Source organism: Kitasatospora sp. NPDC057223, assembly GCF_042669755.1.
In the GTDB taxonomy this organism is placed as follows: Bacteria; Actinomycetota; Actinomycetes; order Streptomycetales; family Streptomycetaceae; genus Kitasatospora.
This window is the reverse complement of the sequence record NZ_JBHUWW010000095.1, coordinates 1-14,431: the sequence shown is the minus strand read 5'-3', so window position 1 is coordinate 14,431 and position 14,431 is coordinate 1. Positions and strand designations below refer to the sequence as shown.

At 75.3% G+C, this 14,431-nt stretch carries 12 protein-coding genes; 1 reads left to right on the top strand and 11 read right to left on the bottom strand.

What is annotated here, in order from left to right:
* Positions 1 to 50: 50 nt before the first annotated feature.
* From ACFUK0_RS28010 to ACFUK0_RS27960, 11 genes are all read right to left on the bottom strand, one after another.
* Entirely contained in the window at positions 51 to 1,361 is a 1,311-nt protein-coding gene (locus ACFUK0_RS28010; RefSeq protein WP_380254998.1) for a multicopper oxidase domain-containing protein, read from the bottom strand.
* Positions 1,362 to 1,616: 255 nt separating this feature from the next.
* Positions 1,617 to 3,578: a BTAD domain-containing putative transcriptional regulator gene (locus ACFUK0_RS28005; RefSeq protein ID WP_380254996.1), complete on the bottom strand. Its 1,962-nt coding sequence runs from the start codon at positions 3,576 to 3,578 to the stop codon at positions 1,617 to 1,619.
* A gap of 183 nt (positions 3,579 to 3,761) precedes the next feature.
* Positions 3,762 to 4,409 (bottom strand): GAF domain-containing protein, encoded by a 648-nt coding sequence (locus ACFUK0_RS28000; protein WP_380254994.1) that lies wholly within the window; start codon positions 4,407 to 4,409, stop codon positions 3,762 to 3,764.
* Complete coding sequence (locus ACFUK0_RS27995) at positions 4,406 to 5,248, bottom strand: S8 family serine peptidase (protein WP_380254992.1); 843 nt, start codon at positions 5,246 to 5,248, stop codon at positions 4,406 to 4,408. The genes ACFUK0_RS28000 and ACFUK0_RS27995 overlap by 4 nt, the downstream gene beginning before the upstream one ends.
* On the bottom strand, positions 5,245 to 8,454 hold the full coding sequence (locus tag ACFUK0_RS27990) for an adenylate/guanylate cyclase domain-containing protein (protein WP_380254990.1): 3,210 nt from the start codon (positions 8,452 to 8,454) through the stop codon (positions 5,245 to 5,247). Before ACFUK0_RS27990 ends, ACFUK0_RS27995 begins: the two co-directional genes overlap by 4 nt.
* Before the next feature lie 100 nt (positions 8,455 to 8,554).
* Positions 8,555 to 8,776 carry an aroma-sacti cluster domain-containing protein gene (locus ACFUK0_RS27985; protein ID WP_380254988.1) on the bottom strand — a complete coding sequence of 74 codons (222 nt, stop codon included), beginning with the start codon at positions 8,774 to 8,776 and terminating at the stop codon, positions 8,555 to 8,557.
* Between the two features lie 100 nt (positions 8,777 to 8,876).
* Positions 8,877 to 9,074, bottom strand: a complete 198-nt coding sequence (locus ACFUK0_RS27980) for an aroma-sacti cluster domain-containing protein (protein WP_380254986.1) — start codon at positions 9,072 to 9,074, stop codon at positions 8,877 to 8,879.
* Positions 9,075 to 9,187: 113 nt separating this feature from the next.
* Entirely contained in the window at positions 9,188 to 10,810 is a 1,623-nt protein-coding gene (locus ACFUK0_RS27975; RefSeq protein WP_380254984.1) for an MFS transporter, read from the bottom strand.
* Positions 10,811 to 10,825: 15 nt separating this feature from the next.
* A complete protein-coding gene (locus tag ACFUK0_RS27970; protein WP_380254982.1) occupies positions 10,826 to 11,551 on the bottom strand; it encodes an iron-containing redox enzyme family protein in 726 nt (241 codons plus the stop codon).
* Positions 11,548 to 12,555 (bottom strand): radical SAM protein, encoded by a 1,008-nt coding sequence (locus tag ACFUK0_RS27965; RefSeq protein WP_380254980.1) that lies wholly within the window; start codon positions 12,553 to 12,555, stop codon positions 11,548 to 11,550. Before ACFUK0_RS27965 ends, ACFUK0_RS27970 begins: the two co-directional genes overlap by 4 nt.
* The gene (locus ACFUK0_RS27960; protein ID WP_380254978.1) at positions 12,552 to 13,646 is read right to left on the bottom strand and encodes a radical SAM protein; all 1,095 of its coding nucleotides are present in this window, start codon (positions 13,644 to 13,646) and stop codon (positions 12,552 to 12,554) included. The genes ACFUK0_RS27965 and ACFUK0_RS27960 overlap by 4 nt, the downstream gene beginning before the upstream one ends.
* Before the next feature lie 278 nt (positions 13,647 to 13,924).
* Between ACFUK0_RS27960 and ACFUK0_RS27955 the strand changes: the two genes are divergently transcribed.
* Positions 13,925 to 14,431, top strand: a 507-nt coding sequence (locus tag ACFUK0_RS27955; protein ID WP_380254976.1) for an alpha/beta fold hydrolase, incomplete at its 3' end; no start/stop codon positions are given.

Here is a 14,431-nt window from a genome sequence, read left to right as displayed (position 1 = left end):
GCGCTCCTGCCTGCTCCCGGTCTGTCGACGACCGGGAGCGGGCGGGGGCGTCAGCGCGTGACGCGGTACCGGCCGACCATGCCGCCCGACATGTGGTGGGTGACGTGGCAGTGGTAGATCCAGTCCCCGGGGTTGTCCTCGGTGTACTCGATGGTCAGGGTCGTGGACGGCCCCACGATCTGCGAGTCCACCCAGCCCTGGTAGCCCTGCCGGCTGCGCCAGCGGTGCCCGTGGATGTGGAACACGTGCAACTCCTCGCCCAGCGCGGCGATCCGCCAGCGCACCCGGTCGCCGACCTTCGCCGAGTACGTCGGAGTGTTGTCGACGAACGCGCCGCCGTTGAACATGTTGAGGGGCTGCCCGAGCGAGCGGCCGGTGCGCTTGCTCAGATCGTGCAGGAAGAGCACGAACTCCTGGTCCACCTGCAGCGTCTGCTGGTCCGTCACCGCGATGATGCCGAACAGGCCGAGCTCGGCGCCGATCTCCATCACCATGCCGTCGTGGCCGGTGCCGTCCTGGCCGCCGCCGTCCGCGGCGCCGGAGCCTGCGGTGCCTCCGCCGCTGCCGCCGTGGTCGGTGTCGTGGCCGCCGCCGTCGTGGCCCGTGTCATGGTCCGCCCCGCCGTCGTGGTCCGTCCCGGTGGCACGGCCCCGCTCCGCCGTCGGGGCCTCGTGTCCGTGTCCGTTCACGGCGTCCGCCGGGCCGCCGGAGCCGGCGGGCGGGATCTGCGGCACGGAGTGGTCGTGGTAGGGCCAGGTGCCGGCCGAACTCGGATGGCAGAGCCAGGTGTAGACGTAGCTCTCGCCGAACTCCACGGCGCTGCCCGGCCGCTGCGGGTTCTCGGCCAGCCAGCCGCCGTCGCTCTCCGGAGCGTAGACCACGCCGTGCGGGTGCATGCTGTGCGGCCACTTGTAGTGCTCGTCGTTGTTGCGGAAGTGCACCCGGACGACATCGCCCACCTCGGCGCGCAGCACCGGCCCCGGAATGCCCGAGTTGGCGCCGATCCCCTCGGGGCCGAAGTCGGCCTCCAGCGGGCTGTCCCAGTCCGGTGTGTAGGCGCGGAAGCCCACCGCCCAGAAGGTGGTCTGCGCCGCCGTGTACGGCCGTCCCATCATGGCGTCCATGCCGTTCGGCACGGCGTTGTGCTCGAAGGAGTCCGCCTGGATCCAGAACTCCCGCACCCGCCCGTTCGGCCGGAACTCCGGCAGCGCGAACGGGTCTCCGCCGGGCGCGGCCGGGGTCTCCGCCCGGGCCGCCGGCGGCAGCAGCGCCGCCGGGCCCGCCAGAGCGGCGACGGTACCGCCGCCGACCAGGCCGCGGATGATGTTCCGGCGGCCGTTGTCGCGGGTCTCTTCTCGCATGGGGTCCTCTCGACGGGCAGGGGCCCCGGCCGGGCCGCGCCGGGCGCCGGCCCGGCTGCCGGCGCTCGTCTGTCCCGCAGGCTAGGCACAGTCGGGCGGCCGATCCGGGCAGCCGCCTTCACAGGGTCGCCCGGTCGGCGCAGCCGCATTGCGCCGCCCGTGGGCCGGGGCCGGCTGCGTCGCGGGCCGCCTCGCCGGGCGTCGACGTCGGCCGGGGGCAGGGCAGGGCGGGGCAGGGCGGGTCAGGACGCGGGCTCAGCAGTCGACCTCGACCCGGTGCGGCGACCGCTCGGCGGCGAACCTCCCCACCACCGGCACCACCCGGTAGCGGCCGGGCGCCTCCCGCCCGGCCCGGCCGCCGGCCGCCGGTTCGCGGATCGCTCCGTCGCGCCCCGGATCGTCACGTCCCGCGCCGTCCCATCCCGCGCCGTCCCCTCCCGCCAGGTCGCGCCCCGGCCGCTCTCGTTCCGGCTGGTCACGGACCACCAGGCGGCGGTCGCAGAGGTGCTCCAGCAGGTCGTCGGCCTGCTGCTCCGGCAGGCCCAGCAGCAGGGCGGCGTCGCGGGCCGTGAACCCGGCCGCCGGCAGCTGGGCCAGCCGCGAGGTGAACCGCAGGTCGCCGGGGTGCGCGGCGGCGTGGCTGCGGGCCAGGCAGGCCCGCAGGTCAAGGTCGCCGACCGAGAGCTCGTCCAGGCAGTCCGGCCCCTCCAGCAGTCCGGCGAGTCTGGCGAGCCGCCAGTGCGGGCGGGCGGCCAGCCGGGCGCCCGCGATGCGGACGGCCAGCGGCAGCCGTCCGCAGGCCCGGACGATCCGGGCGGCGGCCTCGGGTTCGGCGGCGACCCGGTGCCGGCCGGCGATCCGGCCCAGCAGCTCGGCGCCCTCGGCGGCGGTGAACCCGCCGATCTCGACGAGCTGCGCGCCGGTCAGACCGGACAGCCGCGAGCAGCTGGTGACGACGGTGGCGCAGGATCCGGCGGTCGGCAGCAGGGCGCGGATCTGGCCCTCGTCGGAGGCGTTGTCGAGCAGGACCAGGATCCGCCGTCCGTGCAGCCGCTCGCGGTAGAGCCGGATCCGGTCGGCCTCGGTGGCGGGCACCGCCTCGCTCGGCAGCCCGGTGGCCCGCAGCAGGTCGGCGAGGGCGTCGGCGGGGTGGCGCGGTGTGCCGTCGGCGGATCGGAGGTCGATGTAGAGCAGGCCGCCGGAGAACTGCTCGCCGGCCGACCGCGCGACGCTGTTCAGCAGGGTCGACTTCCCGGCGCCGCCGGGGCCCGAGACGACCGCGAGCGTCCAGTCCGTCGCCGCCCGGGCCGGGTCGGCCGTGCGGGCCGGCCCGGCGTCGGGGTGCAGGATCCACCGCAGCCGGGCCGAGGCCTCCTCCCGCCCGACGAAGTCCGCCACGCCCGGGGGCAACTGGCTTGTGCTGCCCCGTAACTGGACCGGCCGCGGGGCGGCCGCCAGGCCCGGCAGGCCGATCTCGCCGCGGCCCTCCAGGATGGCCTGCTGGATCCGCTGGAGGACGGCGCCCGGCTGCAGCCCCAGCTCCTCGGCCAGGAGTCTTCGGACGCCGTCGAACACCGCCAGCGCCTCGACCTGGCGGCCCGTCCGGAACAGCGCGATCATCTGCTGCGCCCGCAGCCGCTCGCGGTAGGGGTGGCCGGCCACCAGCGGGTCGAGGTCGGCCAGCGCCTCCAGGTACTGGCCGAGGGCGAGCCGGACGTCGATCGCCGACTCCGCTACGGCGAGGCGCCGCTCGGCCAGCCGCACGCTCTCCTGCTGCACCAGCGGCGAGCGTTCCATCCCGTCGAAGGGCCGCCCGCGCCACAGGGCCAGGGCGCGCTGGAACAGCCGGTCGGCGCGCTCCGGCTCGCCCTGGCGGACCGCCGCCGCGGCCTCCGCCGCCAGCGTCTCGAAGCGGGTCAGGTCGACCTCCCCCGGGGCGGTGGCGAGCAGGTAGCCGCCCGGACGGCTGAGCACCCGCGGGCCGTCCCCCGGGCTCACCAGTGCCTTGCGCAGGTAGTGCACGTTCACCTGGAGGTTCTTGGCGGCCGTGCGCGGGGGGTTGCCCCACCACAGTGCCTCGGTCAGCCGCAGGGTCGAGACCGTACTGTTCGCCCGGCACAGCAGGGCGGCGAGCAGATAGCCGAGCTTGCCCGTCCCCAGGTCGACGGGGCCGTTTCCGGCGTGCACTTCGAGCGGGCCCAAGATGCTGAACTCCATGTCGATCCCTCCCCGGGCATGGAATGGTCCGTGCGTGCCGTCCTGCCCTGATGGGGCGTCAGCTGACCTGCTATCATCGCGGGCTGACGAATCGTCGTCAACGGCGCCGGTCACGCAGTGGAGCGGGGCGGGGACACTGGGTGAGGTGTTCCGGGTGTGGCGCAGGTGCGGTGCCGGGCCGGCTCAGGGGCGCGCCGCCAGGGCGTCGGTGAGGGCCTGGAGCAGTCGTCTGCCCGCCTCCCGCCGGTCCGCCGGGAGCGCCGTGAAGGCCTCCACCAGGGCCACCACCTCGGTGAGTTCGGAGGCCTCCTCGCCGTGCAGCACCAGCCGGGCCGTGCGGGCCCGCTGCACCATCGCCAGCGCGGTCGCCGCCTGGGTCGCGAACAGGCCCAGCCAGTCCAGGTCGCGCAGGGCGGACTGCCGCCGGACGTCCCGGTCCAGCACCTCCAGTACCCCGAGCACCCGGTCGCCGTGCAGCAGCGGCGCGGCCATCAGCGCCTTCGGCACGTACCGGGTGGACTGCGCGATGTCCCGGTCGAAGACCGCGTTGTCCGACAGGTCGTCCACGATCACCGGCTCGCCCGACACCAGGACCCAGCCGGCGATGCCCCGCCCGGCGGGGAAGCGGGAGCCGACCAGGAAGTCCTCGCCCTCGCCGGAGACCGCCTCGAAGACCAGCTCCCCGCCGTCCTGGTCCAGCCCGAGAATGGAGGCCGCCCGGCCGCCGAAGACCGCCCGGGCGGCCTCCACCACGGAGCGGAGCAGCTCCCGGTGCCCGACGTCGGAGTCCGTCACGGCGAGGGCGGTGGCGAGCGCGTCCTGACGGTTCATGGGGCTCTCCTGACGTTCGCCGCGGTGAGGTGGAGCAGGCTCTTGACCTGGAAGGGGGTCAGGCCGGGGTAGCTGCCGAGGATCCGCGCGCAGAGCCCGGCCACGTGCGGGGTCGCGAAGCTGTTGCCGGTGCAGCGGCGGGTGCCGCCCTCCAGCCAGGCGACCGGGACTTCCACACCGCGGGCGAAGAACTCCACCGGCGGCACGGGGTTGTACAGCAGGTGCAGCGGATCGGGCCGGTCGTGGCTGCCGACCGAGATCACCGAGGAGAACCGCCACGGAAAGCTCTCGATCCGCAGGTTGTGCGCCGACGCGACCAGCAGCGAACCCGCGAAGTACGCCGAGTCGGCGAGCTGGTGCAGCCGCAGCACGAAGTCCCGCCTGGTGGTCGACAGGCTCATGTTGATCACGTCGAAGCGCTGCTCGACCGCCCAGCGCAGCCCCGCGAGCAGCGCCTCCCCGGTGCCGGTGAAACCGGCGCCGAGCACCCGCAGGCTGACCAGCTCGCAGTCCGGCGCCAGGGAGCGGATGATGCCCGCGCAGGCCGTCCCGTGGCCGCAGGTGTCGCCGATCCCGTCCGGCTCCACCACGTGCACGCCGTCCGGCCCGGCGGTCACCGTGTACGAGCCGCCCAGCCGCCCGACCTGCGGGTGGTCCGGTACGACCCCGCTGTCCAGCACGCAGACCCGGACGCCGGCGCCGGTGCTCCGGGCGAGCGCCGGATCGGGCAGCGCCGAGCCGGGCCAGCTGGTGACCGACTGCAGCGAGCCGTCGGCGAGATCGGTGAGCCGCCAGGTCAGCGGCTCACCGCCGGCGGGCGTCCAGTGCGGGGTGGTCATCGCGGCCCGGCTCCGTCCGTCAGCTGCGCCGCCCAGCGGGCGCCCACCAGGTGGCCCTTGCCGCTGAACGCCGCCCCGGCCCGGCCGGCCGCCGCCCGGGCGTCGTCCGTCCGGCCGTCGGCCAGCAGCACCCGGGCCAGGTTCAGCAGCGCCGTCGCCCGGCCGACCGGCGAGTCGCAGGCCCCGGCGAGCCGGACGGCGTCGGCGGCGAGCCCGGCGGCCTCCGCCGGCCGGCCGGCCGCGGCCAGCAGCCGCGACCGCACGGCCCGGTACTCGGCCAGTTGCAGCGGTGAGTGCGCCCCGCCCGCGCCCTGGGCGGCCGCGGCCGGGGCCGCCGCCTCCGCGGCCCGCCCCTGGTCCAGCAGCAGCACGGCCAGCGCGCCGGAGGCCGTGGCCAGGGTGTCCGCGTCGCCGACCCGGAGGGCCAGCTCGCAGGCCAGCCGCAGCCGCCGCTCGGCCTCGCCGGCGGCCCCGGCCAGCGTCTCGACGAGCCCGCCGAAGACCTGGATCGCCGCCTGCGGCGCCGCCACCCCCAGCTCCTCGGCGATCCGCTGCGCCTCCGTGACCAGGGCCCGCGCCTCGGCGAAGTCACCGCGCATGGCGAGCAGCACCGCGAGCGGGCAGCACAGTGCGGCCCGGACCGCGCGCCGGCCCGCCGCGTGCGCGGCCAGCAGCCCGCGGCAGCGTTCGACGGCGACGGGCACCGGCTCCGGGCCCAGCCAGAGCGTCACGGCCAGACCGCCGAGCGCGGTCGCCTGCTCCAGGGCGGCGCCGGAGCGCCCCCGGAACGCCAGCCCGTGCGCCAGCGCCGCCTCGAACTGGCCCGCCGCCTCCACGTACCGGCCGCTCGCCTGCCGGCCGTGGGCCAGGTACAACCGGGCCCTGGCCTGGCCGAGGTCGTCGCCGTCGGCGGCGAAGCCGGGCAGCAGCCGCCCGGCCGTGCGCACCAGCGGGCCGAGACCGGTCGCGGGCACCGCCAGGTAGGCCAGCAGCAGCCGCGCGTGCGCCGCCTCGCCCCGGGCGCCGGGCCCGTCGCCGTCCACCGCCACCTGCCGGAGCAGCTCGCACGCCCGGGCCCCGTCACCGGTGGCGATCAGCGCCTCGGCCAGCCGGAGGCGCGCGGCGCGCCGCTGCGCCGCCGCCGGTCCGGGCACCTCGCCGGGCGGTTCGGATGCCTTGCCGGGTGGTTCGGTTGGGTCGCCGGACGGGGCGGACAACTCGACCGCCTGAGAGAGCAGTTCGGCCGCCCAGCGGCACTCGCCGCGGGCCAGTGCCTGCTCACCGGCCGCCAGCAGGTGCTCGGCCGCGTTCGCGCCGAGCCGGGCCAACCCCTCGTCGGCGGAGCCGAGTTCGCGGCGGTGGCGGTGCGCCTCGGCGAGGTGCCGGCCGACCAGCTCGTGGCCGACCGGGTCCTCGCCCGCCAGCCACCCGGCGTACCCCTCGTGCATCTCCGCCCGGCGCCGCTTGGGCAGGCCCGCGTAGCAGACCTCCCGGACGAGCAGATGGACGAAGCGGAAGCCCGCGCCACCCGCCCGCCGCCCGGTCGGCTCGACCAGCCGGCGCCGCACCAGCGACTGCAGCAGCGGCGCGACCGGCGCGCCCTCCTGCGCCAGGCCGAGCGCCCGCAGGCCCGGCACGGTGAACTCCCGTCCGATCACCGCGGCGTGCTCCATGGCCCGGCGCTCCGCCTGCGGGAGGCGGTCCAGCCGGGCCTCCAGCAGTGCCTGCACGGTCGGCGGCAGGTCGTCGGGCGCTCCGCCGTCCGCCAGCACCGCCACCAGCTGCTCGGCGAACAGCGGATTGCCCTCGGCCGCCGCCGCGACCCGGCGGGCGGTGTCCGGCGCCGCGTGCGCCGTCACCTCCGCGCAGCACTCGACCAGTTCCTCGCAGTCGGCCGGCGAGAGCGGGCCCAGCACCAGTGAGGTCGCCGACAGCTTCGCGCCGCCCCAGCCGGGGCGGGCGTCCAACAGCTCGGGCCGGGCGAGGCAGAGCAGCAGCAGCGGGGCTCCGGCCGTCCAGTGGGCCAGGTGGTCGACGAGGTCCAGCAGCGGCGGCTGCGCCCACTGGAGGTCGTCCAGCACGATGGCCACCGGGCGTACGGCGCTCAGCGTCTCCAGGAGCAGCCCGGTGGCCCAGAAGGTGTCCTCGGTGGCGGAGCCCGTCCCGGCCAGCACCGCGGCGAGCAGGTCCGCGGCGGCGCCGCCCCCCTCCTGGCTCGCCAGCAGCCTTTGCAGGGAGGCGCGTTCGTCCTCCCCGGCCGGCGGCCGGGCGGTCGCGGCGAGGGCCTGCCGGACGACCTCGGCCAGCGTCCGGAGCGTGCCGCCGCCCCCGTACGGCTGGCAGCCGGTCACCGCCACCGCCGCGCCGCGCCGGCGCAGGGCGGCCGAGAACTCCGCCGCCAGCCGGGACTTGCCCACGCCGGGGTCACCGAGCAGGGTGAACAGGTGGCAGCTGCGCTGCGCGACCGACCGCTCCCAGGCCAGGTCGAGTTGCTGGAGCTCCTCGCGGCGGCCGATCAGCCGGGCGCTGCCGGGCCGGGGCGCGGCCAGCGGGTCGGGCTCCACCCCGGCCAGCCGCCAGACCGCCAGTGGCTGCGCCTTGCCCTTCACCGCGATCGGTTCGACCGACAGCGCGGTGACGTACGGCGCGGCCACCCGGTGGGTGACGGTGCCCAGCAGGATGCCGCCCTCGGGGGCGTGCTGCTCCAGCCGGGCGGCGACGTTGACGGTGTCGCCGGAGACCAGCGCGTGGCCGTCGCCGAACTCGCGGGAGTACAGCACCTCACCGGTGTTCACGCCGATCCGCAGGCGCAGCCGGGCCCGCAGTGCAGGGTCGAGTCCGGCGTTCAGCCCGTCCATCGCCTGCTGCATGTCCCAGGCGGCCCGGACCCCGCGCAGGACGTCGTCCTCGTGCACCCGGGGCACGCCGAAGACGGCCATCACCGCGTCCCCGATGAACTTCTCCACCGTGCCGCCGTGCCGTTCCAGGCACTCGCGCATCAGGCCGTAGTAGCGCAGCATCACCTCGCGCAGCGCCTCCGGGTCCAGCCGCTCGGCGAGCGCGGTGGAGCCGGCCAGGTCGGCGAAGACCACCGTGACGGTGCGCCGGGCGCGGACGGCCAGGTCGGCGCCCTCCAGCGGGCGCCCGCAGCGCATGCAGAAGCGGGCGCCGGGCGCGTTCTGCCCGGAGCACGACGGGCACTCCATGGTCGCCTCCTGGGGGTTCGTGCTGCGGACCGCGTCGTCACGTCGTCACGTCGTCACGTCGTCACGTCGTCGGGTCGTGGGGTCGTCGGGGGTCGTCGTCTCAGAAGAACAGTCCGCCGACCATCAGGTGCGCCTCCACCTCCGGGCCGGCCTCGTCCAGCCGGCCCTTGATCCCGGCGAGCACCGACACCTCCTCGGCCGACAGGGCGGCCAGGACGGTGCGTTGCTCCTGGGTCAGCGCGTCCAGGGCGTAGCCCGAGGCCTCCAGCACCGCCAGCGGGTCGAGCGGTTCGTGCGGTTCGAGCGGGGGTTGCTGGTCCATCGTGGGATCCTCCTGCCGTCCGGCTCCGGATCGGGCGGGGCCCGTACCGGCGCGCGGGTCGCCCCGGGTGCGCCGGTACGGGCGTGCCGCTGGGCGGCGACTACCAGACCACGCCGCCCGTGGTGTCGGCCGGCGGCTGGGAGTGCGCGGAGACCTCGCCGTCCAGCTTGGCCTTGATCGAGTTGATGACGGCCACCTCTTCGGGGGACAGGTGGGCGATCACCGCCAACTGCTCGGCGGTGGCGCCCTCGAAGCTGTGGCCGCTCGCGGTGAGTGCGGCGAGAGAGTCGAATGACATGTCGTCTTCCTCCTTGATCGGGTGTGGGACAGCGTTGTTCCGGGACGGCCCCGGTGCGGTGCGAGACGGCGGAACCGCCCCGCTCCCGCGGACGCCCCTGGGGGCAGGGGCAGTTACCAGACGAGGCCGCCGACGGTGTTCTGGTCCGCCACGTGGGCGGCCACCTCGCCGCTCAGCCGTGCCTTGATCGAGTTGATGACCTCGACCTCCTCGGGGGACAGGTCGGCGATGACCGCCAACTGCTCCTCGCTGGCCCCCTCGAAGCTGTGGCCGCCCGCGGCAAGTGCCTCGATGGACTCGTTCGCCATGTCCGCCTTCTTTCGTGATCCGAACTGACGCCCCGGCCCGACCGGTCGGCCCGGCCTCGCGTCGTCTGGGGAGTCCGCCCCGGCGGACTCGGTGGGGGTGGCCGACGGCTCGGCGGGGCCGCCGAGCCGCTCGTCGGCCGGTACGCCGGTGGTCTCGTCGGCCGGTGGACCGCCGGTGGCGCCGGCCGGTGGGCCGGCGGTGTCGGCGGGCCGCAGCCAGAGGAACAGCGCGCCCAGCGCGGCCAGCCCCAGGCCGGCGCCGGTCAGCACCCAGCCGAGGCCGATCCAGACCGCCAGGGCGGCCCCGACCAGCGGCGCCGAGATCTGCAGCACGGTCGGCACCACGTTGACGACGGTGTGCACCCGCCCCATCAACTCCTGTGGGGTGGAGCGCTGCACGAGGTAGAGGAAGACCACCAGGATGCCGGTCGAGCAGAGCCCGATCCCGCCGGCCACCGGCAGCCAGAGCGCCGGCGCCATCCGGAACCCGGTCAGCGCGGCGGTGCCCACCAGGGCGATCAGGATGCCGGTCGCGGCCTGCGAGGCGGCGAGCAGCACGAAGGCGTTCCAGCGCCGGCCCCACTGGCCGACCAGTACCGTCCCGGCGACCGCGCCGACGGCCACCGCCGCGATGGCGGGCCCGTACAGGGATTTCGCCACCCCGAGCTCGATCAGCACCAGGGGCGAGAGGGTGTCGAAGGCGAGCACCAGGAAGACGGTGGCGGAGAGGCTGGCGACCGCGATCAGCAGCACCCTGTTGCCGAGGACGAAGACGAAGCCTTCCCGCAACTCCCGCCGGAACCGCCCGCGTTCGGCCGCTTCTGCCCCGCTCCCGGCCCCGCCCGCCGCCCGCTGCGGCAGCCGCAGCCGGGAGAGGATCAGCGCCGAGGCCGCGAACGTCGCCGCGTCCACCACGAACGCGCCGTGCGGGCCGGCCACCGCGAGCAGCACGCCGCCGAGCGCCGGCCCGGCCACCTTGCAGACCTGGGTCACGAACCCGCTCAGCGAATTCGCGGCCAGCAGCGAGGACTTCGGGACGACCAGCGTCAGGGTCGACTGCTGGGCCGGCAGGAACAGCGTGCCGACGGCGACCTTGGCGACCAGCAGGGTCAGCAGCACCGGCAGGCCGGGCGCCAGCAGGTAGCCGAGCACCAGCGCGGCGCGGGCCAGGTCGCAGGCGATCATCACCTGCTTCTGCGGCAGCCGGTCGGCCCAGACCCCGGAGAGCGGGGCCAGCACCAGCCAGGGCACCGCGGCGGCCGCCGAGACCGCCGCCAGGCCGCCCGCCCCCGCGTCCCACCGGTAGGCGACCAGGGAGACCAGGGCGACGAAGTCGATCCAGTCGCCGAAGCTGGAGAGCACGTGGCCGGCGAAGAGCAGCCGGTACTGCCGGTGCGAGAGTGCGGAGAAGAACCCGGTGCCTGCCATCTGCCGCCTCCCGTCTCAGGCCGGCCGTGCGGCGGGTGCGGACTCCGTGGCGAGCAGTTCCTCGAACAGCACCGTGGTGGTCTGCAGGGTGTGCAGCGCGCTCACCCCGATCGCCGTGTGGTGCTCCGGCGTGAGCGGCAACCCGTCGATGGTGCGCAGGAGTTCGTCCCGGTGCCGGATGTCGAGGGTGGCGTGCCGGTGCAGCGTGCGGAACCCGTCGGCGGGGTAGCCCGTCCGCTCCCGGAGGTACCCGGCGAGTGCGGGGGAGGGCGGGTAGCCCTCCAGGACGGCGATGTGGCCGAGCAGGCAGACCGGGTGGTGGTGCCGGATCCAGTAGTACTGCGCACCCACCAGGTTGGCCACGGCCGGGCCCGGCATCGCGCGCAGCACCTCGTCGGGGTCGCGGCCGATCGCGGCGAGGTCCTCGCGCACCCACTCGTCGTGCCCGCGCTCCTCGCGCCGGTGCCGCGCCAGGTACCCGGTGAGCCCGGCGGCGACCGGGTCGGTGGGCGCGAGGGCCTCGGCGCGCTCCAGCGCGAGGTCCATCAGCGGGACGGTGGCCCGGATCGCCGTGTGCAGCAGGCGGAGGTAGCGCGGGTACAGCTCGGCCACGGCCGGGGACGTCCAGAGCCGCGAGGTCAGGGCGGAGAAGCCGGGCATCAGCAGCCCGATCTTCCCGCGGACCACCTCGCTGTGGCTGCGGGTGCCCGGTACGGCGGTGGCCGGTGCGACGGTGCTCATACCTGTACGCCCCTTCCCAGCAGGTCGATCGCGCTCAGCAGCGGGTCGTCCTGCTCGGGGACGACCCGCCGGGTCATCGTCCAGCAGAGGCCGCAGACGTCGGAGAAGTGACGGTCGGCCAGATCGGTGAAGCGCGGGTGCCGGGTCAGGACCCCGCCGCCCACGCTGCCCATCGCGCGGTACAGCGGGTTCTGCTGGAACTCCTCGACGGCCGCGCCGACTTCGGCTCCGCTGCCGCACTGGCGGCGCAGCGCGGCCGGGCCGCCGCCCATCAGGACGGACTCGTTGCAGCAGGCGGTGACCCGCCCGTCGTACCGGACCACCGGTGAGACCACCAGCTCGCAGGCGCCGAGCGTCCGTCCGGGCACCCGCGCCGTCCGTTCGAACACCGCTGCTCCGCGGCCGTGCGGCAGCCCCTGGGTCGGGACCAGCTCGGCGAAGTCGGGCCAGGCGGCGCCGAAGGCCCGGACGAGCAGCTCCTCGGCCCGGTCCAGGGCGTCGCCCTGGTCCACCACCTGGACGATGACGGGCAGTCCGTGGCCGGCCACGGCCCTGGCCGCGTTGGTGAACTGCTCCGGCCCGGCGCCGGCCTCGTGGTAGGCGTCGGTGCTGAGGTACACGCAGCGGCAGCGTTCGAGTACCTGGTGGATCCAGCGCGGCGGGTCCGCGGCCTTCCCCCAGACGCCGCTGGTGTAGACGACGAGGTCCTTGCCGGCGTCCGTGATCCGGCGGGCGGCCAGGCCGAGCCCGCGCCGCTCGACGAACGGCTCGCCGCCGGAGACCCCGATCATGGTCCGGGCCGGGTCGGCGCAGAGCTGGTCGACGATCTGCTCGAACAGCGCGAAGTCGGTGATCCGCGGGCTGTCCGGCCGGGAGTCGACCGAGCAGTGGCCGCATCCCACCGGGCAGCGGTCGGTGATGAACAGCAGGGCGGTGGCCCCGCGCGTCTGGCGGATCCGGTTGATCCCGGCGTGGGTCAGCCGCTCCGCGCCGGGCCCGGTCATCCGGTGACCGCCAGGTCCCGGCGGGCGCCGTCGCCGAGGGTCACCAGGTCGGCGTAGGCCGCGATGCCGAAGCGCCGGGCGAAGCCCAGCGGCCCGCTGTCCACCGAGACCTGCTCCACCAGCTGCCGCATGGCGATGGTGGACGGCAGCAGCGTCAGCTGCTTGACGCCCTCCTTGACGCCGGGCGTGGTGGAGAGCTTCCAGCAGGTCTGGCAGTACCCGTCGCAGCTGCTCAGGCCGCCGAAGCGCTCCGCGAGGTACTCGGGCCCGTACGTCCGCACGGCGCCGACCATCGGGGACTCCAGCGTCCTGCGCCTGATCGTCTCCCAGTCGTCGCGCGCGATGTGCCCGAGGAAGAGGTGGGCGGGCAGTGGCACCTTGCCGTCCATGACGTCCTGGTTGCCGCAGGACGTCACCTGCCCGTTGAAGCCGATGACCGGCCAGCAGGCGAGCGAGCAGGGCGCGGCGGTGGCCGGGTAGGAGGCCTGCGGGTGCTGGTCCATCCACTCCCGGGCCCGCCCCACCGGGGACAGCGGGACGACCAGCATCGGCACCCGGTCGTCGAACTCGCGCCGCACCTCGGCGGTGATGTCGGCCAGGTACGGGTCGTCCGGCCCTTCGCCGGTGATCTGCAGGCTGACGTCCTTGCCGGCGTCCAGCAGCTCGTGCAGCACCCGGAAGACCGCCGCCCGCGGGACTTCCTCCTCGTGGAACCGGTCGGTGCTGGCGGCGAAGTGGTCCACCGCCTCGATGGCGGCCCGTACGGCCTTGGGGATCCGCGGCTTCTGCGCGAAGTACAGCCCGGACAGGACGTAGCTGCGCGAGCCCACCGCCCGTGCCCGGTCGGCGATGTTGCGTACCAGCCCCGGCCGCAGCAGCGCCTCGCCGCCCGACATCAGGGTGAGCTCGGGCCGGTTGTGCTCGGTGAAGGTGTCCGCGAACCGCAGGAACATCTTCGCCGGGAACTGCTCACTGTCCATCAGTGACTCGGTGGAGCAGTGGCGGCAGTGCAGGGGGCACCGCCGGGTGAGCCCGAAGTAGACCGCAGCGGCGGGGACCGGCCTGAACCTCAGGATCTCCAGCAGATGCACGCGAATCGCTCCCTTCGAGGGGCAGCCGGGCCGGCTACAGACCGATCCTCCGGCCCGCCGGTTGCCCGCCGGTTCGAAAGCGGTTTGAGAACGGCTGCGGGGGCGGCGGGGGCCCGCCCGGCCAGGAGGTCCGCGATGTTCACCCGGTCGGCGGAGTGCGGCCGTACGACCGCGTACGTGTCGCGGAGCCGCGGGCAAGACTGCAGGTACGAGGCAACGAGCGAACGAGTCCCTTTGGGGGCATGCCCCGCCACCCGGACACCGACCGAAGGACCACCATGCCCACGATCACCACCCGCGACGGCGCCGAGATCTTCTACAAGGACTGGGGCAGCGGCCGCCCGGTCGTCTTCAGCCACGGCTGGCCGCTGAACGCGGACGCCTGGGACAACCAGGCCCACCTGGTCGCCTCGCACGGCTTCCGCGCGATCGCCCACGACCGGCGCGGGCACGGCCGCTCCAGCCAGACCTGGGACGGCAACCACATGGACCGGTACGCCGACGACCTGGCCGAGCTGATCGAGCGGCTCGACCTGAGGGACGCCGTCCTGGTCGGCCACTCCACCGGCGGCGGCGAGGTCACCCGCTACCTGGGCCGGCACGGCACAGCCCGGGTCTCCAGGGCCGTCCTGCTGGGCGCCGTCCCGCCGCTGATGCTCAGGACCCCCGCCAACCCGGAGGGCACCCCCATCGAGGCCTTCGACGGCATCCGCGCCGGAGTCGCCGCCGACCGCTCACAGTTCTACCAAGACCTCAGCACCCCCTTCTACGGCGCGAACCGGGAC